At 71.9% G+C, this 23,814-nt stretch carries 17 protein-coding genes; 11 read left to right on the top strand and 6 right to left on the bottom strand.

Annotated elements, in window-relative coordinates; genetic code table 11:
* The first annotated feature begins 15 nt into the window (after positions 1-15).
* The 3 genes from M5C96_RS02735 to M5C96_RS02725 all read left to right on the top strand — a co-directional run bounded on the left by M5C96_RS02735 (position 16) and on the right by M5C96_RS02725 (position 2,608).
* Positions 16-798: an IclR family transcriptional regulator gene (locus M5C96_RS02735; protein WP_272569575.1), complete on the top strand. Its 783-nt coding sequence runs from the start codon at positions 16-18 to the stop codon at positions 796-798.
* 90 nt (positions 799-888) lie between these two features.
* A complete protein-coding gene (locus M5C96_RS02730; RefSeq protein WP_272566970.1) occupies positions 889-2,097 on the top strand; it encodes a DUF3108 domain-containing protein in 1,209 nt (402 codons plus the stop codon).
* 223 nt (positions 2,098-2,320) lie between these two features.
* Positions 2,321-2,608, top strand: coding sequence for a BTH_I0359 family protein (locus M5C96_RS02725; protein ID WP_272566968.1), 288 nt, complete (start codon positions 2,321-2,323; stop codon positions 2,606-2,608).
* Positions 2,609-2,685: 77 nt separating this feature from the next.
* On the opposite strand, the gene M5C96_RS02720 is transcribed toward M5C96_RS02725, so the two are convergent.
* The 4 genes from M5C96_RS02720 to M5C96_RS02705 form a co-directional block, all read right to left on the bottom strand.
* Positions 2,686-3,888: a Fic family protein gene (locus M5C96_RS02720; protein WP_272566965.1), complete on the bottom strand. Its 1,203-nt coding sequence runs from the start codon at positions 3,886-3,888 to the stop codon at positions 2,686-2,688.
* A gap of 33 nt (positions 3,889-3,921) precedes the next feature.
* Positions 3,922-4,995 carry an AbrB family transcriptional regulator gene (locus M5C96_RS02715; protein WP_272566963.1) on the bottom strand — a complete coding sequence of 358 codons (1,074 nt, stop codon included), beginning with the start codon at positions 4,993-4,995 and terminating at the stop codon, positions 3,922-3,924.
* 159 nt (positions 4,996-5,154) lie between these two features.
* Positions 5,155-6,642 carry a TIGR01777 family oxidoreductase gene (locus M5C96_RS02710; protein ID WP_272566961.1) on the bottom strand — a complete coding sequence of 496 codons (1,488 nt, stop codon included), beginning with the start codon at positions 6,640-6,642 and terminating at the stop codon, positions 5,155-5,157.
* Between the two features lie 4 nt (positions 6,643-6,646).
* Entirely contained in the window at positions 6,647-7,306 is a 660-nt protein-coding gene (locus tag M5C96_RS02705; RefSeq protein WP_272566959.1) for a DUF4166 domain-containing protein, read from the bottom strand.
* A gap of 124 nt (positions 7,307-7,430) precedes the next feature.
* On the opposite strand from M5C96_RS02705, the gene M5C96_RS02700 reads away from it, so the two are divergent.
* Entirely contained in the window at positions 7,431-9,230 is a 1,800-nt protein-coding gene (locus tag M5C96_RS02700) for a sensor histidine kinase (RefSeq protein ID WP_272566958.1), read from the top strand.
* Positions 9,227-10,603: a sigma-54-dependent transcriptional regulator gene (locus tag M5C96_RS02695; protein ID WP_272566957.1), complete on the top strand. Its 1,377-nt coding sequence runs from the start codon at positions 9,227-9,229 to the stop codon at positions 10,601-10,603. Before M5C96_RS02700 ends, M5C96_RS02695 begins: the two co-directional genes overlap by 4 nt.
* A gap of 30 nt (positions 10,604-10,633) precedes the next feature.
* Here the strand turns inward: M5C96_RS02695 and M5C96_RS02690 are convergent, their stop codons facing one another.
* On the bottom strand, positions 10,634-14,227 hold the full coding sequence (locus M5C96_RS02690; RefSeq protein WP_272566956.1) for an LAGLIDADG family homing endonuclease: 3,594 nt from the start codon (positions 14,225-14,227) through the stop codon (positions 10,634-10,636).
* A 330-nt stretch (positions 14,228-14,557) separates the two neighbouring features.
* Here M5C96_RS02690 and M5C96_RS02685 point away from each other — a divergent pair, with 330 nt between their 5' ends.
* Positions 14,558-15,250: a nitroreductase family protein gene (locus tag M5C96_RS02685; protein WP_284428030.1), complete on the top strand. Its 693-nt coding sequence runs from the start codon at positions 14,558-14,560 to the stop codon at positions 15,248-15,250.
* A gap of 71 nt (positions 15,251-15,321) precedes the next feature.
* Complete coding sequence (locus M5C96_RS02680) at positions 15,322-16,230, top strand: ChaN family lipoprotein (RefSeq protein WP_272566955.1); 909 nt, start codon at positions 15,322-15,324, stop codon at positions 16,228-16,230.
* A gap of 124 nt (positions 16,231-16,354) precedes the next feature.
* Here M5C96_RS02680 and M5C96_RS02675 read toward each other — a convergent pair whose 3' ends face one another.
* Complete coding sequence (locus tag M5C96_RS02675; protein WP_272566954.1) at positions 16,355-18,340, bottom strand: putative bifunctional diguanylate cyclase/phosphodiesterase; 1,986 nt, start codon at positions 18,338-18,340, stop codon at positions 16,355-16,357.
* Between the two features lie 149 nt (positions 18,341-18,489).
* Between M5C96_RS02675 and purU the strand changes: the two genes are divergently transcribed.
* The 4 genes from purU to M5C96_RS02655 all read left to right on the top strand — a co-directional run bounded on the left by purU (position 18,490) and on the right by M5C96_RS02655 (position 23,805).
* Positions 18,490-19,338 (top strand): formyltetrahydrofolate deformylase, encoded by an 849-nt coding sequence (purU, locus tag M5C96_RS02670; RefSeq protein WP_272566953.1) that lies wholly within the window; start codon positions 18,490-18,492, stop codon positions 19,336-19,338.
* Between the two features lie 73 nt (positions 19,339-19,411).
* A complete protein-coding gene (locus tag M5C96_RS02665; RefSeq protein ID WP_272569572.1) occupies positions 19,412-20,329 on the top strand; it encodes a LysR substrate-binding domain-containing protein in 918 nt (305 codons plus the stop codon).
* A gap of 273 nt (positions 20,330-20,602) precedes the next feature.
* Entirely contained in the window at positions 20,603-22,333 is a 1,731-nt protein-coding gene (locus tag M5C96_RS02660) for a methyl-accepting chemotaxis protein (protein ID WP_272566952.1), read from the top strand.
* Positions 22,330-23,805: a chemotaxis protein CheW gene (locus tag M5C96_RS02655; protein ID WP_272566951.1), complete on the top strand. Its 1,476-nt coding sequence runs from the start codon at positions 22,330-22,332 to the stop codon at positions 23,803-23,805. Before M5C96_RS02660 ends, M5C96_RS02655 begins: the two co-directional genes overlap by 4 nt.
* The last annotated feature ends 9 nt before the right edge of the window (positions 23,806-23,814 follow it).

The following is a 23,814-nucleotide window of genomic DNA, read 5'->3' as shown; positions in this document are numbered from 1 at the left end:
GAAATTCTAGTGCAGATGGACAAGGAACGGGCAGGCATACAGTCGGTGGAAGTCGGCTTCGCCCTGCTGGAGGGGCTGACCCGGTCGCGCGGACCGCTGATGCTCAAGGACCTCGCGGCCACGGCCGGCATGAGCGCCGCCAAGGCGCACCGCTACCTCGTGAGTTTCCAGCGCCTGGGGCTGGTGGCGCAGGACCCGGGCACCGCACGCTACGACCTGGGACCGGCCGCCCTCAAGCTGGGCCTGGCCTCGCTCGCGCGGCTCGATGCGATGCGCCTGGCGCGCGAGCGCATGCCCGCGCTGATGGACACCATCGGCCACACCCTGGCGCTGGCCGTGTGGGGCAACCGCGGCCCGACCATCGTGCACTGGGAGGAATCGCCCCAGGCCGTGACCGCCAACCTGCGCCTGGGCGACGTCATGCCGCTGCTGGCCTCCGCCACCGGCCGCTGCTTTTGCGCCCATCTGCCGCGCGAGGCCACGGCCGCGCTGCTTCAGGAAGAGCTGGCCCACGCCGCCAAGCTGGGCCGCACCGATCTGCCCACCGACGCCGCCGCCGTCGACGCCCTGCTGGCCGAGGTGCGCGAGCGCGGCGCGGCCCGCGTGGTGGACACCCTGCTGCCGGGCATCGTCGCGTTCTGCGCCCCGGTGTTCGACGCCGACGGGCACCTGGCCCTGGGCATCACCACGCTGGGCTCGATCGCCACGTTCGATCCCGCCTGGGGCGGCGCCATCGACGCGCCGCTGCGCGCCGCCGCCCAGGCGCTGTCGCGCGACCTGGGCCACGGTTGCGCATGAGCGGGCCGGGGCCACGTGCGGGCCACGCCGGCGGTGCAGGCCGGCGTCCGGCCACCGCCGCGACGATGCTGCCGTCCGGACACTGAACCCATGCCGCGCCGCGTCCTCGTCCTGCTGACCCTGCTGGTGCTGGCCGTGCACGCCTGGGTGCTGGTGGGCCTGCCCCTGGGCGGCGGACAGGATCGCGGCGCGCCGGTGCGCATGGCCTTCCACACCCGCACCGTGGCGCCACCGCCCCCACCTGAGCCGCCCGCCGCGCCGCCGCCGGCCGAAGCCGCCCCGGCGCCTGCACCGCCGCTCCGCCCGGCCGCAGCCGCCAAACCCCGGCCCCGGCCCGCCCCCGCGCGCCAGCCGGCCGCCGCCCCACCGGCGGCACCGGAGCCCACGGCGCAGGCCGCCGAACCGCCGCCGGGCGGCGATGGCCCGGCCCCGGCGGCCTCCCCCGCGGAAACCACCGCCATGGCCCCGGCCGCAGATGCCACGGCAGAGGCTGCCACCGCCGAGGCGGCCACGCCGCCCGCGCCAACGGCTTCGGCCCCGACCGCCCCACCGACCGCCGCGGCATCGGCCCCCACCGACAGCGCCCAGGACAGCAGCGCCGGCGTGGACATCCGACCGCCCGGCGCTGGCGCCAACACCGCCAGCACCACGCCACCGCCCGCGCGCCTGCCCGATCCGGTGCGCCTGGAGTTCGAGGTGAGCGGCCAGGCCAAGAAGTTCAACTACCGCGCCAGCGCCGAACTGCTGTGGCGCCACGACGGCGCCCGCTACGAAGCCCGGCAGGAGATCAAGGCCTTCCTGATCGGCGCACGCTCGCAGACCAGCACCGGCCAGGTGACCGCCAGCGGCCTGCAGCCGGAACGCTTCGGCGACAAGGCCCGCAGCGAACAAGCCGCTCATTTCAACTTCGGCCAGGGGCGCGTGACCTTCAGCGCCAACACGCCGCAGGCCGCCATCGGCGCCGGCGCACAGGACCGCCTGAGCGTGTTCATCCAGCTGGGCGCCCTGCTGGCCGCCGCCCCCGAGCGCTACCCCGACGGCACCCAGATCACCCTGACCACCGTGGGCGCGCGCTACGCCGACCGCTGGACCTTCACCGTGGAAGGCACCGAGATGCTGGACCTGCCCCGCGGCGCCACCCCCGCGCTCAAGCTGCAGCGCCTGCCGCGCAAGGAATACGACCAGAAGGCCGAGCTGTGGCTTGCGCCGTCGCTGGGCTTTCTGCCGGCGCGCATCCGCATCACGCAGTCCAACGGCGACTTCGCCGACCTGCGCCTGAGCGCCAACGCGCCGCCCTGATCGCGGCTTGCGGCGCGGCGAACCGCCCGAGAACCTGTGCGGTTTCGCCCACATGGGCGTGGGACAGTGCGGTTACTTCGCGGATCAGGCCGTCCGCGCACAGGATTCATGAAATACTGTTTTCACGCAGCCGGCGGGTTTTCACCGACCGCCGAAAGCGCCAGGGCTTGAACTTAGCGACCTGGGTGGCCATCTGACAGCAATACACCGACAGAGGAACACCATGCACATGCTCTATGACTCCGAAACCTTCGTGGTGGTCCACATGCAGCCGGATGCCGCGGCGGACGGCGCCCCCAAAGGCTGGCCCACCCCGCCCCAGTTGGCGCGCCACGGCTTCGAAATCGTGGACAAGCGCTCCGGCAAGGAGGTGTACCTGGACGGCTCGTGGGCCGAAATGTTCCAGCAGCAGATCCTGGCCTGGCAGCGCGACACCCCCACGCAGGAAGAAGTCGAGGACACGCTGGACGGCTACGTGGGGCTGGCGCAGAACCCGGTGGTGGTGCACTGACCGCTGGCAGGTGAAAAGGCCTGTATGGCCCGTCGACCATCTAGAGCCATCATCCAGCTGCGACCTATTGCTTCAGTTCAATCAACGCGCTCGCCTGCATGCTGCCGAAGCCAGCGGGTGCCTGACGCCGTGATCCGGTAGCGCTGGTTTTTGCTGTTCGGCTTGTCCGGCATGGTCCTTTCCACCAGGCCCGCGGCCAGAGCGGGCAGCAGGTAGGCCTTGCGGAAATGCTCCGCATGCTTGAGGCCCACGGCGTCCATCAACGACGCACGGGGCATCTCCCCCTGCAAAACCCCGAGAAGCCTCGCGACTTCCGCGGTGACTTCCGCGGCGACTTCCGCGGTGATTGGTTGGGCCAGCGGGTGCACCGGCAATCGCACCACGAACGACAACCGCTCGTCGTCGGTTTCGAACACCGGTTCCGGTGATCCATTGGCACGCATCGCCTTGAGAATTTTCGGGATGCCCGTGGCGCGGCCTTCCGTGAGCCGAAGCTCCTTGAGGAACTCACCGATGCGCCGGTTGCGGTAGCGCCGGCTGACGGCACGGCCTGTCCGCAGATCCTCCAGCCGCACCGACCGATCCGGCCCCGGGTAACTCAGCACCACCAGTTCATCCGGGCCGATGCGGACCTCCACCGGATCGTGGCTCTCGTAAGTGCGGTGGTACACCGCATTCACCAACGCCTCCTCCACCGCCGCGAACGGGAAATTCCAGGCCCGAGTGGCCTCGGCCCGCTGGGGGTGCTTGGCCACCGTTTCGTGCAGGTAGTTGCGCTGCAGGTAATCGAGCGCCTCGCGAACCATGCGCGACAACGGGCCCTGGAAAGACTTCTCGACGATGACATCCCCGCCAGTGCCTTGAGGAAACGCCACCACATCCACCTGTGCGCCCGGAAAGAAATCCGTGGGTGCCTCGTTGAAGAACAGCAGCCCCACGTTCTTGGGCCAGGGCGACTCGGCAGGCCCGCCCACCACATTCATCTGCCGGCCCAGCGCTTCGACCGACAGGTCGGCCGCATCAGCGGCCAAGGCACTGTCCACCTCCTGCAGGAATGCCTGCATCAACGGCTTGGACAGCGAAGCCACCGTGGTTGCCTGACAAAACCGGTCGTCCCAGGGCACTTTGGCCGTCAGGCTCAGCAGCTCCTGCTCCGCCTCGCCCTTGGCCTGCACGGTGCTGCTGTAGCGGCGGATATAGGGGTACCAGACCTTGTGCCTGGCCGTCACCGCTTCCGGCACTTTGTAGGGCCGGTTCTGCCCGCCGGGCGCCCACAGCACCACCAGATGGCGTTCGGAACGCCTGCCGGCCCTTCACCCGGCCAACGCATCCCCCGGGTAAATCCACCGATACAACGGCGCCACCAGCAGCAGCACGGCGATCAGCCGGCACACCTGGAAGGCCGTCACCACCGGCACGCCCAGCTGCAGCACCTTGGCGGTGATCGACATCTCGGCGATGCCACCGGGGGCCGAGGCCAGCACCATCGTCACCCAGTGCAGCCCGGTGGCCCGGGACAGCGCCACCGCGAACAGGGCGCACACGGCGAGCAGCACCAGCGTGCCGATCGCCACCGAGCCCAGCCAGCGCGGCGCGGTGTGCAAAAAGCCGGGGCGAAAGCGCACCCCCAGGCTGACGCCGATCACCAGCTGCGCCGCGTTGATCAGCGCCTGCGGCACGGCCGACAGCGTAACGCCCGCCATGGCCAGGCCCATCGAGACCAGCAGCGCGCCCATGAACCAGGGGTTGGCGCGGCCCAGGCGATCCATCGCCAGCGCGCCCAGGCCGGTGAGGCCGGCCAGCAGCGCCAGGCCCTGCACATCCACCACGCGCACGGCGGGCGGCAGCAGGTCCAGGCCGTGCAGGCCGCTGAACTGCAGCGCGAACGGAATGGTCACCGTCACGATCACCAGCCGCAGGCTGTGGCTGGCGGCCACGAGGTCGGTGCGGGCGTGTTCGCGCTCGGCCAGCAGGGTCATCTCCGAGGCCGCGCCGATGGCGCCCGAGAAATAGCTGGTCGCGCGCACCACCGGCGCCGGGACGCCCTGCAAATGCGGCGCATGCACGCGGTACAGCCACGCGCCGAACAGCCAGCCCCCGAACAGCGCCCACGCCACACCCAGCGCGATCGCCCACCACAGCCCCGCCACCAGCGCGGTGACCTGCGGCGTGAAATACAGGCCCAGCACCGCGCCCAGAGTCCACTGCCCGGCATTGCGCAGGCGCCGCGAACTGGCCGTGGGCACGCCCGAGATGGACAGCAGCGCGGTGGCGACCAGCGGGCCGATCATCCAGGGCAGTGGCGTGTGCAGGGCCAGGCACACCACCGCAGCCGCAAGGGCCAGGGCCAGGGTGAGAAGGATGCGGGCAGGTGGAAAAGAGAGCATCGGCGGGCGCGGAGCGGCGAAATCCAGGGGAGGGGAAAGTATCGCCCGCGCGGCACCGGCCCCCTTTTGCTCACCCAGGATTGCGATGAAAAAGGCCGAATGCCCTAGTACTCATTGTCCTCGATGCTATTTAATTAATAGCAAACCAATCCGCCAGGGTCAGGAGGGCCGGGCCGCGGGGCGCAGCGGTTCGCCCGGGGCCGCGGTCCCGGGCCGGGCCAGGGCGCCCAGCGCGCCGGCCAGCGAGGGGTGCGTGAACGCATAGCCCTCGGCGAGGGCGCGCCGGGGCACCGCGTGCTGCCCGCAGAGCAGGAGTTCGGACATCTCCCCCAGCGCGGCGCGCAAGGGCCACGCCGGCATCCGCAGCAGCACCGGCCTGCCGAAAGAGGCCGCCATCGCCGCGGCGAACCGCGCCTGCGAGGGCACGTCCGGTGCCACGGCATTCACGGGGCCGGCCATGCCGGGGTGGGACAGGGCATGGCAGACCAGGCCCACCGCATCGTCGCGGTGAATCCACGGCACGCGCTGCCGCCCGCTGCCGAGCACGGCGCCGAGTCCGGCCCGTGCCGCCCAGGCCAGCGGCGAATAGGCCCCGCCCTGCGGCCCCAGCACCAGGCCCATCCGCAGGCAGACCACCCGAACGCCCAGGGCCTGTGCCGCGCCTGCCGCGCGCTCCACCTGGGCGCACAGGTCCGACTGGAAGCGCCCGGGCTGCGGCGCGCCGCGTTCGTCCACCGGCGTGTCGACCGCAGGCACACCGTAGAAACCCACGGCCGACGCCCCCACCAGCACGGCGGGCGGGTAGTGCAGGCGCTGCATCAGCCCCAGGAGCTGCCGCGCCGTCCCGACCCGGCTCTCGACCAGTTGCCGGCGCCGCGCTCGGGTCCACGGCCGGCCCAGGACCGGCGCGCCGGCCAGGTGGACCACGGCGTCGATGCGCGTCTCGCCCGGGATGTCCTCCAGGCGGTCCAGCGCCCAGACCTGCGGGCCGAAGGTCGCGCGAGCCTGCAGCGGATCGCGCGTCCAGACGATCACGCGCCGGCCTTCGCCTTGCAGCCGGCGCACCAGCGCCGTGCCGATGAAGCCGGTGGCGCCCGTCACCAGCACCGCAGGCCCGTGGGCGGCAACGGGCAGGGGTTCAGCGGATGGCACGGCCGCCCGCAGCCGCACGACGGCGAACGCATTGCGCACGCTCCAGGCCAGCACCACCACGGCCGCCACCGTGAACAGCCAGGACCAGGCCCCGTGCCCAACCCGCACCACGCCGGTCGGCAGGGTCGCGTGCGCCGCGAACAGGGGTGCGATCACGCCGACCAGCACGCCATAGCTCACTGCCAGCAGCGTGTGGAGCACCCGCTCGGCGGGCGGCAGGCGGCGGCTGCGGTCCTCCTCCAGGAAGTCCGCCGCGGTGATCACGATCTCCACCGCCAGCAGGGCCGTCGGCAGCAGCACCCACCAGCCCTGCCACTGCACCCAGGCGAACCCTAGGAAGAGCACGCCGTAGATGGCCTCGCGCGCCGCATGCAGCAGCAGCTCATGGCGGGCCGAGGTTCGCTGCGGCAGGCGGGCGGACCATTCGTGGTGCCAGAGGTTGTCGAACGCCCCCATCAGGGCCTGCACTGTCAGAACGATGAAAACGATGTCCATGGAATCACTCCTCGGGATCGGTGAACACACCGGTTTGAAAAAACGTGCAGCCCCACAGCGGGTGCGCCATGTCCAGGGTGAAGCGGAACTTGCCCGGCCCTTCGTCGCGGTGCTCGACCCGGCACCGCCCCGGCGTGAGCCAATCGGGAATGGGCACGCAGAACGCGCCCAGCGCCAGGAAATAGCGGCGGCTGTAGAACACCAGGGCCCCGTCCTCCACCACCACGTCGAGCGCCATGGACAGCCCGCCGCTCGTGCGCTCCTGCAGGCCGCCGTCCGGGCCGCGCAGCTTGGTCGAGCGCACGACGGCGGCGTCGCGCCGCCCCGGCAGGCGAAGGTGGCGCTCCCACACGACACCGCCGCGTGCGTCGCAGTGCACCCGCACCTCGGCGGGCACGCCGGTCTCGTCGGCATCCAGCAGCGGCTCGCCCAGCAGGCGCGAGGCCCAGGCAAAGCACCGGCCCATGCGGGAGCGCCGGACGTCCAGCGCGCCGCTGTAGCGCACCGGCGCATGGCCTGCCGCGAAACGGCGGCGGATCGCCGGCGAAAGCCGGTGCCATTGGGTCGCGCCCAGCAGTGCGGCCAAGTCCAGGGGCGCCGGCACCTCGGCAGGGGCACGGGCATCGGCATCGCGGGGCAGAAGGAGGGGTGTGGCGGTCTTCATGCCTTCTGTATTGCAGGGCACGTGCCAGCGCACAGACCTTTGATTTCAAACGGTTTTTTAATCCACCTGTCAACGCGGTAGACAGCTGCCGCGGGCGCGCTGTCGACACGGTTTACAGTGCCGGATGGCCATTCACATCGCGCTCGCCCTGGCATTCGTTCAGACCCTGGCCCTGTCCGGCGTGCTGTGGCTGTGGGCCCAGCACGTGGCGGGCGCCCGGCTGCTGATCGTCTTCCTGCTCGGCGTGGGGCTGTGGATCGTGGGCAACGAGCTGCCCAACTGGGCCGGCATCGGCACCGCGCCCTTCGCCATGGCCCTGCTGGCGACGGTGCCCATCACGTCCGCGGCGTTCTTGCACTTCTGCGCCATCTTCACGGGCCAGCGGCTGCGGCCCTGGGCCTTGCGGCTGGCCTACGGCGCGGCGTGCGGCGCGACCGCGCTGTCCTGGTGGGTGCCGCCGGGCGCGTTCGAGCACTTTCCGCCATTCACCGGCGTGCAGTGGGTGGTGGTGCCCAATGCGGCGGGATGGACCACCAGCCTGGTCTGGGCCACCTGCGCGAGCGCGGGCCTGCTGGTGCTGGCCAAGGCCTTCTGGCAGACGCGGGTGGCCACCGAACGCCGGCAGATCGCGGCCGTGGCCCTCTCGTGCGGCTGGGGGCTGATGTGCATCTCGGGCTACGCGTTCGCGGCCCTGCGCATTCCCCAGTACCCCTGGCAGGTGCTGGCTTTCCCCGCGTACCCGCTGATCCTGGTCTACGGCATCCTGCGCTACCGGGTCTTCATGGCCAACGCCTGGGCGCGGCGGGCCCTGGCCTGGGCGATCGTGCTGTTCCTGGGCCTGCTGGCCGTGCCGCTGACCCTGCTGCTGCCGGTGGAGTCGCGCTGGCTCACCTCCGCCGTGGTGGCCGCCACCTGCCTGGCCTGGAGCGGGCCGGTGCGCCGGCTGGCCGAGCGCCTGGTCTACCCCGGCGGCACCCCCACGGCGCACGACCTGGACACCTGGCGCGGCGCGCTGTCCACGGCCCAATCGCTCGGCGAACTCTCGTCCATCGCCGCCTCGCTGCTGTCCCAGCGCATGGGCGTGGCCGTGCGGGTGGTCACGGGCCCCTCGCTCGCCCCCGATCCGCACACCCCCACGGTGCACTGCCGCAAGGACGGCGCCCAGTGGCAGGCCCGGCTGCACGGGTTCGAGCAGGCGCCGCCCGGGCAGCGGCATCTGGCGGAGCTGTTCGGCACCGTCCTCGTGCAGGCCGCGGGCCAGGTGGAAAACGCCGCGGCCGCAGAGCAGCGCGAGCGCGAGCGGCAGCTGCAGGCCCGCCTGGCCGAACTGGGCTCGCTCGCGGCCACCGTCGCGCACGACCTGCGCAACCCGCTGAACGTGATCGCCATGGCCACGGCCTTTTCCCCGGCCGAGGTCCGCAAGGACGTGCAGGAGCAGATCGCCCGCATCTCGCGCCTGGCGGAGGACCTGCTGGACTACGCCAAGCCCTGGCAGATCGAGCCGCGGGCCATCGACCTGTCGCAGCAGGTGCACCAGGCGATCCGCCACGCCCCATCCGTGGAACTGGGGCCTGGGCTGGACGGGCCCTGCCCCGTGCACGCCGACCCCGCGCGGCTGGACCAGGTGCTGGCCAACCTCCTCACCAACGCCCAGGCCGCCGCAGGCCAGCGGCGGGTGCACGTGGATGCCGAGTCGGGCGATGACGGCCTGCGGCTGCATGTCTGCGACGACGGGCCCGGCATTCCCGCCGAGCTGCGCGAGCGGCTGTTCCAGCCCTTCGCCTCGCGCAGCCCGGGCGGCACCGGGCTGGGCCTGGCCATCGTCGCGCGCATCATGGCCGCGCACGGCGGCACGGCCACCCTGACCGAGCGCCCACCCTGGCGCACCTGCTTCACCCTGACCTTTCCTCCCCACCGACCATGACCGCTTCTCCCTCCCTGGGCCACATCCTGCTGGTGGACGACGAGCCCGCCTACCAGCGGCTGGGCAGCTCCTTCCTGCGTGAACTGGGCCACCGGGTCACCGTGGCCGGCAGCGGCGAAGAGGCCGCCTGGGCCTTCGGACAGGACCGCGCCCACGTGGTGCTGCTCGACCTCGCCATGCCGCCCAGCATGGACCCCGAAGCGGGCCTGGAGCTGATCGGGCAGTTCGCGGGCTCGGTCGTGGTGGTCCTGAGCGGCCACGGCGACCGGGAACTCGCCCTGCGCGCCGCCGAAAAGGGCGCGTGGGACTTCCTCACCAAGCCCATCGACCCGGACATGCTGCGCTTCGTCGTCTCGCGCGCCATGCACAAATCCCGCCTGGACGAAGAGCTGCGGGAGCTGCGCGCACGCGAGGGCAGCGAAGACCTGGGCATCGTCGGCCAGTCGCCTGCCGCGCAGCAGCTGCGCGCCATGGTGCGCCGCGTGGCCGGCACCTCGGTGAGCGTGATGGTGCTCGGGCCCACCGGCACGGGCAAGGAGCTGGTGGCCCGCGCCCTGCACCAGTGCAGCGCGCGCCGGCAGGGCCCTTTCGCGATCATCCATTGCGGCGCCCTGTCCAGCGAGCTGCTGGAGAGCGAGCTTTTCGGCCACCTGAAAGGCAGCTTCACCGGCGCCCACCGCGACCAGCCGGGCCTGGTGGAAACCGCGCACGGCGGCACGCTCTTCCTGGACGAAGTGGGCGAGATGCCGCCCGCCATGCAGGTCAAGCTGCTGCGCTTCCTGCAAGAGGGCACCTTCCTGCCCGTGGGCGGGCGCGAGATGAAGAAGGCCGACGTGCGCGTGGTGTCGGCGACGCACCGCGACCTGGAGGGCATGATCCAGGACGGCGGCTTTCGCGAGGACCTCTTTTACCGCCTCAAGGGCGTGGTGATGCGCATCCCACCGCTGGCCGAGCGGGGCATGGACGTGCCGCTGCTGGCCGCGCACTTTCTGCGCCGCGTGGCGCCGCAGGCCCTTTTCGCGCCTGACGCCCAGGCCTGGCTCGCCACGCAGCCCTGGCCGGGCAACGTGCGCCAGCTCCGGGCCCTGGTGGAGTCGGCCGGCGCGCTCATCGCCCCGGGCCACCTGCGCATCGACCTCGACCTGTTGCGGTTCGCCAGCGGCGACCTGGCGCACCTGCCGGATGCGGGCCCTGCCGATGCGGCAGCGGCCGCCCCCGTCGGCGCGCTGGATGCGGCCATCTTCGAGCTGGAAACCCGCATGGTGGGGGAAGCGATGGAGGCCACCCAGGGCAACCAGTCGGAGGCCGCGCGCCGCCTGGGCATCTCGCGCGCCGGGCTGATCAAGAAGCTCACCCGGCTGGGCCTGCGCTAGCGCGCGCCGGCCCCCGGCCCTGCCCGCCCCTTACCCGCACGTGCCCAGGTGTCCGCACTGCGTGCAGTAGTCGCAGCCGTCCTTGCGGATCACCGCGTGCGCACCGCACTCGGGGCACTTCTTGCCGGCCATCGCGGGCGGCATGCCCATGGGCGCCTCGGGCTCGTCCAGCGGCAGCACCTGCTGCACCGGGTCGGGCACGCGGCTGGCCAGGATGTTCTGGATGGCATAGGCCATGGCGGCCACTTCGGAGTCGTGCCACAGCGGCACGCGCGTGCCGTCTTCGCGCTGGCGCGTGCCCAGGCGCACGGGGCCGCGATCCCACGCCACCTTGCGCATGTCGCTCAGGGCGCGCTCCAGGAAGCCGCCGCGCGCGGCCAGCGAGAGCATGCGCATGCTGGAGGTGATCCACTGCTGCGATTCGCCGCTCTGCCCCACGGGCATGAAGAACTCGATGGCGCGGTCCACCGTGCCCGTGCCGCCGGCATTCGGCACCGGCAGGAACGACACCACCAGGTACAGCGTCTTGTGGCCCTCCTGCGTCCAGTACTCCACCTTCTCGGCGACGGCCGGCAGGGCGCCCTTGGGACGGCTTTCGATCACGGTGCGCATCGGGTCGATGGGGGCTGCGGCCGATGCGGGTGTCGCTACGGGCGCGACCGGCGCCGGTGCGGCCTCGGGCGCATGCGTTTCCAGCACGGCGCCCAGGATGGTGTTGGGCCGGTAGGTGGCCAGCCCCTTGAGGCGGGCGCGCCAGGCGGCGAGGTACAGGCCCTTGAAGTCCTCGTAAGGGTAGTCGGCCGGCACGTTCACCGTCTTGGAGATCGCCGTGTCCACGAAGGGCTGCACCGCCTCCATCATGGCGATGTGGTCGGCGGCGGGCATGGACAGCGCGCTCACGAAGTAATCGGGCAGCGCGTTCACATCGCCGCCCAGCGCGCGGTACAGCCGCCAGGCGTGGTCTTCCACCGCGTATTCGCTCATGCGGCCGTCGCCCTCGCGCTTCCTGCGCTTGTAGGTCCACGAGAACGGCGGCTCGATGCCGTTGGAGGCGTTGTCGGCGAAGGCCAGGCTCACCGTGCCCGTGGGCGCGATCGACAGCAGGTGGCTGTTGCGGATGCCATGCTCGCGGATCTGCGCCTGCAGCGCCTGCGGCAGCCGGCTGGCGAAGGTGCCGGGCGCCAGGTAGCCGGCCGCATCGAACTTCGGGAACGCCCCTTTCTCGCGCGCCAGCGCCACCGACGCGGCATAGGCCGCATCGCGCAGGCGCTCGGCGATCTGCGCGGCCATGGCGCGGCCCGCGTCGCGGTCGTAGCGCAGGCACAGCATGGCCAGCGCGTTGCCCATGCCGGTGAAGCCCACGCCGATGCGCCGCTTGGCGGCCGACTCGGCGCGCTGCGCCTCCAGCGGCCAGAAGGTCACCTCCAGCACGTTGTCGAGCGCGCGCACCTGCGTGGCAACGCTCTGCTCGAAGGCCTCGAAATCGAAGGCCGGCGCGCCCGCCAGCCCGAACGGGTTGCGCACGAAGCGCGTGAGGATGATGGGCCCCAGGTCGCAGCAGCCGTAGGGCGGCAGCGGCTGCTCGCCGCAGTTGTGCACATACAGGCCATTCGCGTCGAACGCGTGGCAGTCGGCCACGGTGACGTCGTACACGTCCTCGCACCCATCGGCCGCGATGGAATCCACGGTGGCGGTGAAGCGCTCGCGGTTCAGCCGGCGCTGGTCGCCCGCCAGGGCGGCCTCCAGGCGAGCGGCCTTGGCGGTGTCGGCAAAGCCGATGCGATCGGCATACACCTGCAGGTTGTCGCCGGACACCACCAGTTCGTGCTGCGCCTGCGTGGGGTAGGCCCGGGTGCCGCCACGCCCGTCGGGCAGCACAGAGTGCTGCGCGGGGCGGCGGCCGGTGTACAGCGTGGAGGCGATCCCGAAGCGCAGCAGCATGCGCTGCACGGTGCGCAGCAGTTCGGCATCGCTTTGCGACAGGCGCACGCTCACGCCCTTGTCCTGGGCGCCCTGCACCGAACCGTCGGCATCGAACAAACCACGCAGCAGGCCGGCGGCGAAGGCGGAGGAGCCGCATTCCATGGCCGGCGTGATCGTCTTGTGGCCGGGCCGCAGGCCCATGGCGTGCGCCAGTCGCCACAGCGCGGCGCTGGCCATGCGGGCCTCCCCGCGCGTGCCGACGGGGCGCTGGACGCCGCTGAAATCCGACCGGTGGGGCAACGTGGCCGCGGCGGCTTCGGCCGCCTGCACGATGCCTGCCGCGCCGGTGGCGGCATAGGCCACGGTGCCGTTGCCCACCTGCCGCAATTCGGGTGCCCAGACCGAGATCACGGCCTTGTCGGCCTTCAAGGTGCCGTCGCCCACGAGCAGGCCGAGCAGGTAGCCCTCGGCCTCGGTGCCCGCGCCATCCCATCCGCCGAGCGCGCGGTGGTCGTGCAGCACGATCTGGTCGCCCGGCTGCAGGTCGCCGGCCGCCGTCCACTCCAGGGACTGGGCGTAGCGGGTCTGCCGCGCCACGCGGCGCACGCGGTGGTCGGGCGTGAGGCGCAGCGTGTGGCCTTCGCGCGTGCGCAGGGCGATCACGGGCTTGTGGCCGGTCTTGAAAAATCCTTCGCTTTCCGTGCAGAAGACCCGGCCGTCCACCACCGCGCCGAACCGACGCCCGATGAGGTCGGCCACCTGCGCCGGGCCGTCCGCCGTCAGCACCCAGGTGTCGGCCGTGACACAGGGATTCGTCGCCGCGATTGCCTCGCAGTAATGCAGGTTGTTGTCGCGGTTGATCGCATCGAGGAACAGGATGCCCGGCTCGGCGAAGTCGTAGGCCGACCGCATGATGGTGTCCCACAGGTCGCGGGCCGGCACGGTGCGGTAGACCCACTGGCCGTCAGTGCGCTGCACCGCGCCCTGCGCCAGCAGCGCGGCGCCGGGGCGCGCGGGGTGCACCAGGTCCCACGGCTGGCCATCGGCCACGGCCTGCACGAAGGCATCGGTCACGCCGACCGACACGTTGAAGTTGTTCCACCGCCCGGGGGTGCGCTTGGCGGTGATGAATTCGAGCACGTCGGGGTGGTCGATGCGCAGCACGCCCATCTGCGCGCCGCGCCGCGCGCCGGCGCTCTCCACCGTGGAGCACGACTGGTCGAAAACGTTGATGTAGCTGCACGGCCCCGAGGCCAGCGAGGCCGTGCCCTTGACCTGCGCGCCCTTGGGTCGGATGCGCGAGAAGTCGTAGCCCACGCCACCGCCGCGCCGCATGGTCTCGGCGGCCTCGCGCAGGGCCTCGTAGATGCCGGGATAGCCGCCGTCGTCCATGCCCTGGATGCAGTCGCCCACGGGCTGCACGAAGCAGTTGATGAGCGTGGCCTGGATGTCGGTGCCGGCGGCGCTCATGATGCGGCCCGCCCCGATGGCGCCCGCGCGCAGGTTGGCGAGAAAGCGCGCCTCGTGCGCCGCGCGCTCGGCGGCGGGCTCCACCGAGGCCAGGGCCCGCGCCACGCGGCGGTAGAGGTCCTGCACCTCCGTCTCGCCGGGCTTGAGGTACTTTTCGCGCAGCACGTCGAGGCTGATGGGCTGCACGGGGGTGGCGTCGGACGCCACGGGGGTGAAGGGGTCGCGTTGCATGTCGCTGGGGCTTCCACGGTGCACAAGGCCCCCGTTTTACTCCGGTGGCCCGCCGCCCGGCTTGCCCAATGTCAACGAGGACGGCGAGGGTTTTTCAGAGGGTGAAAGCGCCTGGGTGTATGCACGGCAGGGCTGCGCGATGGCGGCCCTCCTGGGCGGCCGGCGCGCGCGCTGCCGCGGTTTTTTGTTTCCTGGATCGAAACGCTGTGATTCCCGCGCCGGGGCTTATGCGCCCTGGCCGTTGGCGCCATATTCCAGGCAACGTGCCCCGGTTCCCGGTGGCACGCCCGCCCATCCCTTCATCCCACCCTCTCTTTTCAGGAATCCACCATGTCCCCCACCGCCGAACTGGCCGCCGAACTCGAAACCGCCATCCACGGGCCCGATGCCACCCCGCTGATCGAGCGCCTGCAGTGGCGCTACGCCACCAAGAAGATGGACCCGGCCCGCCAGGTGCCACAGGAGAAGGTCGAGCGCATCCTCGAAGCCGCGCGGCTCGCGCCCACCTCCAGCGGGCTGCAGCCGTTCGAGGTGCTGCTCGTCACCCAGCCCGAGGTGCGCCAGCGCATCCAGGCCATCGCGTGGAACCAGGCGCAGATCACGGACGGCTCGCACCTGCTGGTGTTCGCCGCGTGGGACGACTACACGCCCGAGCGCATCAACGCCATGTTCGACTACACCAACGCGGTGCGCGGCTTCAAGAACGAAGGCTGGGAGAACTACCGCAACATGCTGCTGGGCACCTACCCGCAGCGCGGCGCCGAGGTGAACTTCCAGCACGCGGCCCGCCAGGTCTACATCGCCTTGTCGGCCGCGCTGATGGCCGCGGCCTACGAAGCGGTGGACAGCACGCCGATGGAAGGCTTCGACCCCGACGCGCTCGACACCCTCCTGGGCCTGCGCGCCCGCGGCCTGCGCAGCGTGGCCATCGTGCCGCTGGGCTACCGCCAGACCGACCAGGACTGGCTGGCGCCCCTGCCCAAGGTGCGCCGTCCGCGCGAGCAGTTCGTCACCGAGGTGTGACGCCACCGGGCCGGCGGGGTGCCGCCGCCGGCTGGAAGCGGCGGCGCGCACGGGGCGCTTAGCATCGGCCCATGCACCGCCCCCTTCGCCCCTTCGTTCTTCCCCCTTTCGTTCTTCGCCGCGCTTCCCCCACCCGCGCAGCGGCCGTCCGCCCCGGCGCCAGGGCGCTGGCCGCCGCTGCGCTGGCGCTGGCGCTGGCCGGCTGCGCCCCGATGGGCCCGCGCAGCGGCGCGCAGGCCCCCACTTCCTGGCTCGCCCAGGTCCAGGCGCTGCTGCCCGCCGATGTGCTGCTGATCGGCGAGCAGCACGATGCCCCCGAACACCAGGCGCTGGAGCGCGAGGCCGTGCAGTGGCTGGCCGCGCGCGGGCAACTGGCGGCGCTGGTGATGGAGATGGCCGACAGCGGGCGGGCCACCGACGGACTGCCCCGCGATGCGGACGAGGCCCAGGTGCAGCAGGCGCTCGGCTGGAACGCGGCAGCCTGGCCGTGGGCGCAGTACGGCCCGGTGGCCATGGCCGCGGTGCGGGCCGGCGTGCCGGTGCGCGGCGGCAACCTGCCGCGCGCGGACCTGCGCGAGGCGATGCGGGACGAGCGCTGGGACCGGCACCTGGACGCCGCGGCGCTGGCGCGCCAGCACACCGCCCTGCGCGAGGGGCACTGCGGCCTGCTGCCCGAGTCGCAGATCCCCGACATGGCCCGCATCCAGATCGCCCGCGATGCCCGCATGGCGGCCGTGGCCGCGGCGGCGCGGCGCCCCGGGCAAGTGGTGGTGCTGGTGGCCGGCGGCGGCCACGTGCTGCGCGGCGTGGGCGTGCCCACGCACTGGTTTCCGGGCCTCACGGCCAAGGTGGCGCTGGCGCAGGCCGGCGGGGCGCCCGACCCGCAAGCGGGCGACACCGACGCAGTGCAGGCCACCCCGGCCCTGCCGGCGCGCGACCCTTGCGCGGAGCTGCGCCGCTCGCAGGGCGCCAGGCCCTGAGGCGCCGTGGCGAACCCGGTGGAGGATTCAAGCCAAAACGGCCTCCGGCGCATGATCCACTAGGGCATATCGCTATTATTTTTATAGCAATCGATCCGCACGCCCGTCCGCCGCCCGTGCCGGCTCAGTGGACGGCCCCGCCGGCCTGTCCGCGCAGCAGCGCCGTGAACGCATCGGCCGGCAGCGGGCGCTGGCACAGGTAGCCCTGGTATCGGTCGCACCCGCGCTCGCGCAGGAAGGCCAGCTGCTCGGGGGTTTCCACGCCTTCGGCCAGCACCGCCAGCCCCAGGCTGTGGCCCATGGCGATGATGGCCGTGCAGATGGCCATGTCGTCGGTGTTCTGCGGCAGGTCGCGGATGAAGCCCTGGTCGATCTTGAGCACGTCGATGGGAAAGCGCTTGAGGTGGGCGAGCGACGAATAGCCCGTGCCGAAGTCGTCGATGGCCATGCGCAGGCCCAGGCCGCGCAGGCGCAGCAGCACTTGGCGGGCCTCCTCGGGGCGCTCGGCGAGCGCGCCCTCGGTGATCTCCAGCTCCAGCTGCGTGGGCGGGTAGCCCGAGGCGGACAGGGCCGACGCCGCGCAGCCGGCCAGGTCGGTCAGGTGGAACTGGCGAGGCGACACGTTCACGGCCATGGTCAGGCCGGGCAGCCCAGCCGCGCGCCATGCCTGGGCCTGGCGGCAGGCCTCGTGCATGACCCATTCGCCCAGCGGGCCGATCATGCCGGAGTGCTCGGCCACGGGGATGAAGCGCGCGGGGGAGATCATGCCTTCCTGCGGGTCCATCCAGCGCACCAGCGCCTCGGCGCCGATCACCCGGCCGGTGGCGATGTCCACCTGCGGCTGGTAGTGCAGCTGCAGGTGGCCGAGCGCCAGCGCCGCGCGCAGGCGCGATTCGAGGGCGAGGCGCTCGCGCGCGGCCCGCGTCATGGCTTCGCTGAAAAAACACCAGGCGCCGCGCCCGCGCTCCTTGGCGCCGTAGACGGCGGCGTGGGCGCCCTGCAGCAGGGCCTGGGCGCTGTCGCCATGGCGCGGGAACAGGCTGATGCCCACGCTCGCGCCGGCCACCACCTCGAAGCCCTCGGGCGAGCGCCAGGGCTCGGCCACGGCGGCGATCAGCGTGCGGGCGATGGCGGCGGCCTCCTCCTCGCTCGCGGCGTTGCGCACGAGCACGCCGACCTCGTCGCCCGCCAGGCGCCCGGCCAGATCGCCCGGGCGCAGGGCCGATTCCAGCCGGCGCGCGATGTGGCGCAGCACCTCGTCGCCCACGGCGTGGCCGTAGCTGTCGTTCACGTCCTTGAAGCGGTCCAGGTTCAGCAGCAGCACGGCCATGGACTCGCCGCTGGCGCGGGCCTGGGCCGTGGCCTCCTCCAGGCGCTGGGCGAACCAGGTGCGGTTGGGCAAGCCGGTGAGCGGGTCGTTGTGGGCCAGGAACGCCAGGCGCTGGCGCTGGCGCTGGGTGTGCTCCTGCGAGATGTCGGTGAACAGGCACACGTAGTGCGTCACCACGCCCGCGCCGTCGCGCACGGTGCTGAGCGACATGCGTTCGGGAAACACCTCGCCGTTCTTGCGCCGGTTCCAGATCTCGCCCTGCCAGCGGCCGGTGCGCGACAGCTCGGTCCACAGGGCCTCGTAGAAGGCCCGGTCGTGCCGGCCGGACTTGAACAGGCTCGGCGTCTGGCCGAGCAGCTCGGCCTCGGTGTAGCCCATCAGCCGCGTGAAGGCCGCGTTCACCGAGAGGATGCGGTTGTTTGCATCGGTCACCACCATGCCCTCGATGGCGTTGTCCACCACCGTGGTCGCCAGGCGCTGGCGCTGCTCGGCGCCGCGCGCCATCCGTGCCCAGGCGCGGCCCCGGCGCACCAGCGCGGCGGCATCGGCCGCCTGCAGCCGGCGCAGACCGGCCACCGCCAGGGCGGCGGAGACCAGCACGAAGGCGATGTCCTTGGCGCTGCCCCACAGGCCGGCATGGGTGCCGCCACCGGCGTCCGTGCCCAGCAGCCATGCCAGCAGCGCGTCGCCGCCCGCCACCCACGCCACGCCCGCCGCCACATAGGCGGCCCATGCCCAGCCGGGCACCCGCGTCAGGGCCGGGCCCTCCTCTTCATCCATGACTGTCCTTGTTGTGTTTTGCCTCGCCCGCCGGGCGCACCGCCCCGTCCGGGCGGCCTCCAATGGGACCGTATTCTCGCGCCAGCTGGGGCCCTGCGCGGCGATGGGCGGGGCACGCCCCCTGGCCTTGCTGCGACAATCGCCCCGCTATGAACCAAGCCTATATCCTTACCCTGTCCTGTCCCGACAAGCTCGGGCTGGTGCATGCGGTGTCCGGCTTCCTGCTGGAGCATGGCGGCAACATCGAAGAGGCCGCCCAATACAACGACCACGCCACCGGGCTGTTTTTCATGCGCGTGCAGTTCGCCTGCGGGGCGCACGACCACGCCGCGCTCAAGACGCAGCTGGCCGCCTTCGCCGGCCCGCACGGCATGCACTGGCAGCTGCACCCGGTGTCCGAGCCGATGAAGACCGTCATCATGGTCAGCCGCGAAGGCCACTGCCTGAACGACCTGCTGTTTCGCTGGAAGTCCGGCCTGCTGCCGGTGCACATCGCGGCCATCATCAGCAACCACCGCGATTTCTACCAGCTGGCGGCCAGCTACAACGTGCCGTTCCACCACATCCCCGTCACGGCCGCCACCAAGGCGCAGGCCGAAGCGCGGCAGTTCGAGATCATCGAATCCGAGGGAGCCGAGCTGGTGGTGCTGGCTCGCTACATGCAGGTGCTGTCGGACGACCTGTGCCGCAAGCTGGAAGGCCGGGCCATCAACATCCACCACAGCTTCCTGCCCAGCTTCAAGGGCGCCAAGCCCTACTACCAGGCGCACGACCGCGGCGTGAAGCTGATCGGCGCCACCGCCCACTACGTGACGGCCGACCTGGACGAGGGCCCGATCATCGAGCAGGACGTGGCCCGCGCGGACCACAGCAAGACGGTGGAAGACCTCACCGCCATGGGCCGCGACACCGAAAGCCAGGTGCTGGCCCGCGCCGTCAAGTGGCACACCGAGCACCGCGTGCTGCTCAACGGCCACAAGACGGTGATCTTCCGCTGAAGGCGCCCCGGGTGCGGCGCATCGAGGCAGCCCGGTGACCACGGCCCGCCCGTCCGACCGGCCGCACGGCGCGGTGCGCGCGGCCGACCCGGAAGTCGCCGGCGGGGACGGGCCGGGGGCGGCCAGCCGGCGCATCCCGCCCATCCAGTGCCTGCTGACCTTCGAGGCCCTGGCCCGCCTGCGCAGCGTGACGCAGTCCGCCGACGAGCTGTGCGTGACGCCCAGCGCCGTCAGCCACCGCGTGCGCCAGCTCGAGCAGATCCTGGGCGTGCGGCTCTTCGGCCGCGCCGATTTCTCGCTCACCACCGAAGGCAGCGCCTACCTGGCCCATGTGCGCGAAGGCCTGGGCGCGCTGCAGCGCTTTCCGGGCGCGGCCACGGCGCCGGGCAAGCGGCGGCTCAAGCTGGCGGTGACGCCGACCTTCGCCCGCGCCATCCTGATCCCGCGCCTGCGCCAGTTCACCGAGGCCTATCCCGAGATCGACCTGGCGCTGCAGGTGTCCATTCCGCTGCTGGACGTGGTGGCCGAGGATGCCGACCTGATCGTGCGCTTCGGCCCGGGGCACTACGCCGACCTGGAGCACGTGGAACTGGCGCGCGACCGGGTCACGCCGCTCGCCTCGCCCGCCTTCGTGCGCGAGCACGGCCCCTTCGAGCGGCCCGAGGACCTGGAGGGCGTGGCCCTGCTGCGCAGCCCGCTGGAGCCCTGGCGCACCTGGTTCGGCGCCAGCGGCCTGGACTGGGCCGAGCCCAGCGAGGGCTCGCAGTTCAACGACATCGGCCTGATGTGCGACGCCGCCGCGGCCGGCATGGGCGTGGCGCTGGTGCGGCTCAAGCTGGGCGCGCCCTGGCTGGAAAACGGCACCCTGGTGCGGCTCTTTCCCGGCGAGGCGCCCAGCCCGCACGCCCACTACCTGTGCTGGCGCACCGGCACCATGGACCGCTGGGAGTGCGCGGCCTTCACCGACTGGCTGCGCCGCACCATGGCCTGACAAGGGGTGAACGGCGCCCCGCGCCCCGGCGCCGGGCGGCGACGGCGGGCAAAAAAACCCCGGTTTCGCCCCCCGCGGGCTTGCGCGACGCCCGCAGGCCCGTCAAGATTCCCAAAGGCCCCGCGTCGGCGCGGGTCTATTGCGACGTCGGCGGCGGGAGCGGCTTCAAACCATCACATTACGCCTCGCCGGTTTTCCAGCAGGCCCGGCATTCAAGCCTGGGGCTGCAGTGGCCGATAACCCCTTGATGCCGCCCACCAGGACTTTGCGACCATGAACGCCTTCACAGACCCCCTTGCCGCGTCCGAGCTGGAACGCGCACGCACCACGGGCCTGCTGGCCGCGCTGGAACGGGTGCAATGCACCATCGAATTCGACCTGGCCGGCAAGGTCCAGCATGCCAACCCCCTGTTCCTGGCCCGCATGGACTACGCCCTCGAGGACATCGTCGGGCAGCACCACCGCATCTTCTGCCCGCCCGATGTGGCGGCCAGCGCGGCCTACGGTGCCATGTGGGAGCGTCTGGCCGCCGGCGAGATCGTCGAAGGCGTGTTCCAGCGCCTGACCAAAAACGCCGAGCCGGTGTGGCTGCAGGCTTCCTACAACCCCATCTTCGACAGTGCCGGGCGCCCGGTGGGCGTGGTCAAGCTGGCCACCGACGTGACCCAGGCGCGCCAGGCCCAGGCCGACTTCGAGGGCAAGATCGCCGCGATGAACCGGGTGCAGGCCATGATCGAGTTCGACCTGACCGGCAAGGTGCTGCACGCCAACCCCAATTTCCTGAAGGTGTTCGGCTACACCGAGGACGAGGTGATCGGCCAGCACCACCGGATGTTCTGCACGCCCGAGGTGGTGCGCTCGGCGGACTACGCGCGGCTGTGGGAGCGGCTGGCCCGCGGCGAATTCGATGCCGGGCGCTACCGCCGCGTGGCCAAGGACGGCTCGGACGTGTGGATCCAGGCGTCGTACAACCCCATCCTCGACTCCTCCGGCAAGCCCTACAAGGTGGTGAAGTTCGCCACCGACATCTCCGAGGAAACGCGCCAGTCTGCGGAGACCAAGGGCAAGCTCGATGCCATCGGCCTGTCGCAGGCGGTGATCGAATTCGGCGTGGATGGCCGCATCCTCACCGCCAACCCAAACTTCCTGCGCACCATGGGCTACACGCTCGAGGAGATCCGCGGCAAGCACCACAGCATGTTCTGCGACCCCGATTTCGTGAAGACGCAGACCTACCGCGACTTCTGGGCGGACCTGGGGGAAGGCAAGTTCCAGAGCGCGCGCTACCGGCGCATCGGCAAGCACGACGCCGGCATCTGGATCCAGGCGACCTACAACCCCATCTTCGACGTGGAAGGCCGCGTGTACAAGGTGGTGAAATTCGCGGTCAACGTGACCGAGCAGGTCGAACGCGAGACCGCCGTGTCGCAGAAGGTGCGGGACATCGGCGCCGTGCTGCACACCATCTCGGACTCGATCCAGCAGGTGGCGCGCAACTCCGAGCGCTCGGCCGACCTGGCCACCCAGACCCAGCGCGAGGCCGGCCAGGGCCACCAGGTGCTGGCGCGCTCGCGCGAGGCCATCGCCGCCATCGAGCAGTCGTCCGCCGACATCCGCGACATCGTGGCCACCATCGGCGAGATCTCCAGCCAGACGCATCTGCTGGCCTTCAATGCCGCCATCGAGGCCGCGCGCGCCGGGCCGCACGGCATCGGCTTTTCCGTGGTGGCCGACGAGGTGCGCAAGCTGGCGGAAAAGTCGGCGCTCGCCGCGCAGGAAATCTCCAAGCTCGTGGGCAGCAGCGTGGCCCGCGTGGCCGAAGGCGGGCGCCTGTCCGAAGAAGTGGGCGCGGCTTTCAGCCGCATCCTGGCCGCGGTGGACAGCACCAGCCAGTCCATCGGCGAGATCCGCAACGCCATGCTGGCCCAGGAAACGTCCACCCAGGACGTCGTCGTGCTGCTGGACAAGCTGCAAGGCGCCAGTTCCGGACGCACGGGCGCATGACCGAGCCGGGCAGCCCCTCCACGCCAGCGGCGGCCGACGCCGAAGCCCCTGCCCGCGCCCAGGCGCATGTGCGGGTGCGCGTGGGCGACTGCCACATCGCCATCGCGGCGGTGCATGTGGAGCGCGCGCTTGCCATCCCGCCGCAGGGCCTGGCGGCCCTTCCCCGCCGCCAGGGCGCCCTGACCGGCATGATCGACCTGGACGGCCGGGCCGTGCCGGTGGTGTCGCTGGAGCGCTGGCTGCCCATCCAGGCCTCGCCTGCGGGCGGCGCTCTACAGCGGGTGCTGGTGCTGCACGCGGGGCCGGCGCGGATCGGGTTGCGGGTGGACGAGGTCCTGGGCGTGAAGCCCGTCGATCCGCAGGCCATCGTGCGCGTGCACCACGACGGCGGCCAGGAGGAATGGTTCCAGTCGGTCGTGCCCGCCTCGGCCGGCGCGCCGATCCTGTCGGTGCTCGAGGTCGACCGCCTGATGGCCCTGTGCCAGGTCTGGTGCGAGGACGGCGCAGTGCCAAAGGACCCGGCGCCTGCGGCACGCGCCCCGGACCGGGTCCCCACCGAGCGGCATGCGGTCTTCGCCGTGGGCGGCGACCTGTGGGCCGTGCCGGCCAGCGCCATCCACACGGTGGTGCCCGTGCCGCACGTCGAACTGAACATGCCCCCCGGCCACCTCACGGTGGCCATCAGCACGCTGCGGGGCCGCAAGCTGCCGCTGGTGGACGTGGCCGCCGATCCGGCCCGCGCCGGTGCCGCGCTGCGCCCCTGGGTGGCCGTGCTGGAAAGCCAGGGGCAGTGGGTCGGCCTCACGGCGGACACCTGCCGGCAACTGGTCGATCTGGCCGAACCCGACCGGGCGCACACCCCTGGCGATCCGCTGCTCAAGGGCCTGGCCCTGGTGCCCGGGCTGGGCACGCTGCGGGTGCTGGACATCGGCAAGCTGTTCGAGGCCGTGCCCGAGGCGGCCGTGAGCGACGTGGCGCCGGCGCCGACGCAGGCCGACGGCACCGAGGGCGCCGTCGGCGCGCCGACGGATGCCCAGGCCGACGCGGGCCAGGCCGGCGGCCACTTTCTGGTGTTCGAGGCCGATGCGCTCTATGCCTCGCCGGTGGACAGCGTGGTCGGCGTGGTCGAGCTGCCGCAGCCCACCATCGACGAACTGGTGCGCGGCCGGACCGCCGTGATGCCGTGGCGCGGCAAGACGCTCAAGGTGGTCAGCCTGCCCTCGCTCAACGGCCGGCCCGGCGCCGAGCCGCCGCGCATGGCCATCCTGCTGCAGCCCGACCCGGCCGAGCACGCCACCGTGGGCATCGCCATTGCCCGGCTGTGCGACTGGCTGCCGGCCCACCGCGCCGATGTGCGCGAAATGCGGCTCGGCTCGGTGGGCGAGTTCCGCATGGTCACGCACCAGCACGATGGCGCCAGCGCCAGCATGGTCGTGGTCGACCTGGGCCAGTTGGCCTACCTGCTCGGCTGACGCCCCCAA

Source organism: Acidovorax sp. GBBC 1281 (assembly GCF_028473645.1).
Taxonomy (GTDB): Bacteria; Pseudomonadota; Gammaproteobacteria; order Burkholderiales; family Burkholderiaceae_C; genus Paracidovorax.
This window is presented reverse-complemented; position numbering and strand designations above follow the sequence as displayed.

What these genes read in the sequence shown, in the direction of transcription:
- M5C96_RS02735 (WP_272569575.1), top strand. Translation starts at nt 16, where the DNA reads ATGGACAAGGAACGGGCAGGCATACAGTCGGTGGAAGTCGGCTTCGCC.
- M5C96_RS02730 (WP_272566970.1), top strand. Translation starts at nt 889, where the DNA reads ATGCCGCGCCGCGTCCTCGTCCTGCTGACCCTGCTGGTGCTGGCCGTG.
- M5C96_RS02725 (WP_272566968.1), top strand. Translation starts at nt 2,321, where the DNA reads ATGCACATGCTCTATGACTCCGAAACCTTCGTGGTGGTCCACATGCAG.
- M5C96_RS02715 (WP_272566963.1), bottom strand. Translation starts at nt 4,995, where the DNA reads ATGCTCTCTTTTCCACCTGCCCGCATCCTTCTCACCCTGGCCCTGGCC.
- M5C96_RS02710 (WP_272566961.1), bottom strand. Translation starts at nt 6,642, where the DNA reads ATGGACATCGTTTTCATCGTTCTGACAGTGCAGGCCCTGATGGGGGCG.
- M5C96_RS02705 (WP_272566959.1), bottom strand. Translation starts at nt 7,306, where the DNA reads ATGAAGACCGCCACACCCCTCCTTCTGCCCCGCGATGCCGATGCCCGT.
- M5C96_RS02700 (WP_272566958.1), top strand. Translation starts at nt 7,431, where the DNA reads ATGGCCATTCACATCGCGCTCGCCCTGGCATTCGTTCAGACCCTGGCC.
- M5C96_RS02695 (WP_272566957.1), top strand. Translation starts at nt 9,227, where the DNA reads ATGACCGCTTCTCCCTCCCTGGGCCACATCCTGCTGGTGGACGACGAG.
- M5C96_RS02690 (WP_272566956.1), bottom strand. Translation starts at nt 14,227, where the DNA reads ATGCAACGCGACCCCTTCACCCCCGTGGCGTCCGACGCCACCCCCGTG.
- M5C96_RS02685 (WP_284428030.1), top strand. Translation starts at nt 14,558, where the DNA reads ATGTCCCCCACCGCCGAACTGGCCGCCGAACTCGAAACCGCCATCCAC.
- M5C96_RS02680 (WP_272566955.1), top strand. Translation starts at nt 15,322, where the DNA reads ATGCACCGCCCCCTTCGCCCCTTCGTTCTTCCCCCTTTCGTTCTTCGC.
- M5C96_RS02675 (WP_272566954.1), bottom strand. Translation starts at nt 18,340, where the DNA reads ATGGATGAAGAGGAGGGCCCGGCCCTGACGCGGGTGCCCGGCTGGGCA.
- purU (WP_272566953.1), top strand. Translation starts at nt 18,490, where the DNA reads ATGAACCAAGCCTATATCCTTACCCTGTCCTGTCCCGACAAGCTCGGG.
- M5C96_RS02660 (WP_272566952.1), top strand. Translation starts at nt 20,603, where the DNA reads ATGAACGCCTTCACAGACCCCCTTGCCGCGTCCGAGCTGGAACGCGCA.
- M5C96_RS02655 (WP_272566951.1), top strand. Translation starts at nt 22,330, where the DNA reads ATGACCGAGCCGGGCAGCCCCTCCACGCCAGCGGCGGCCGACGCCGAA.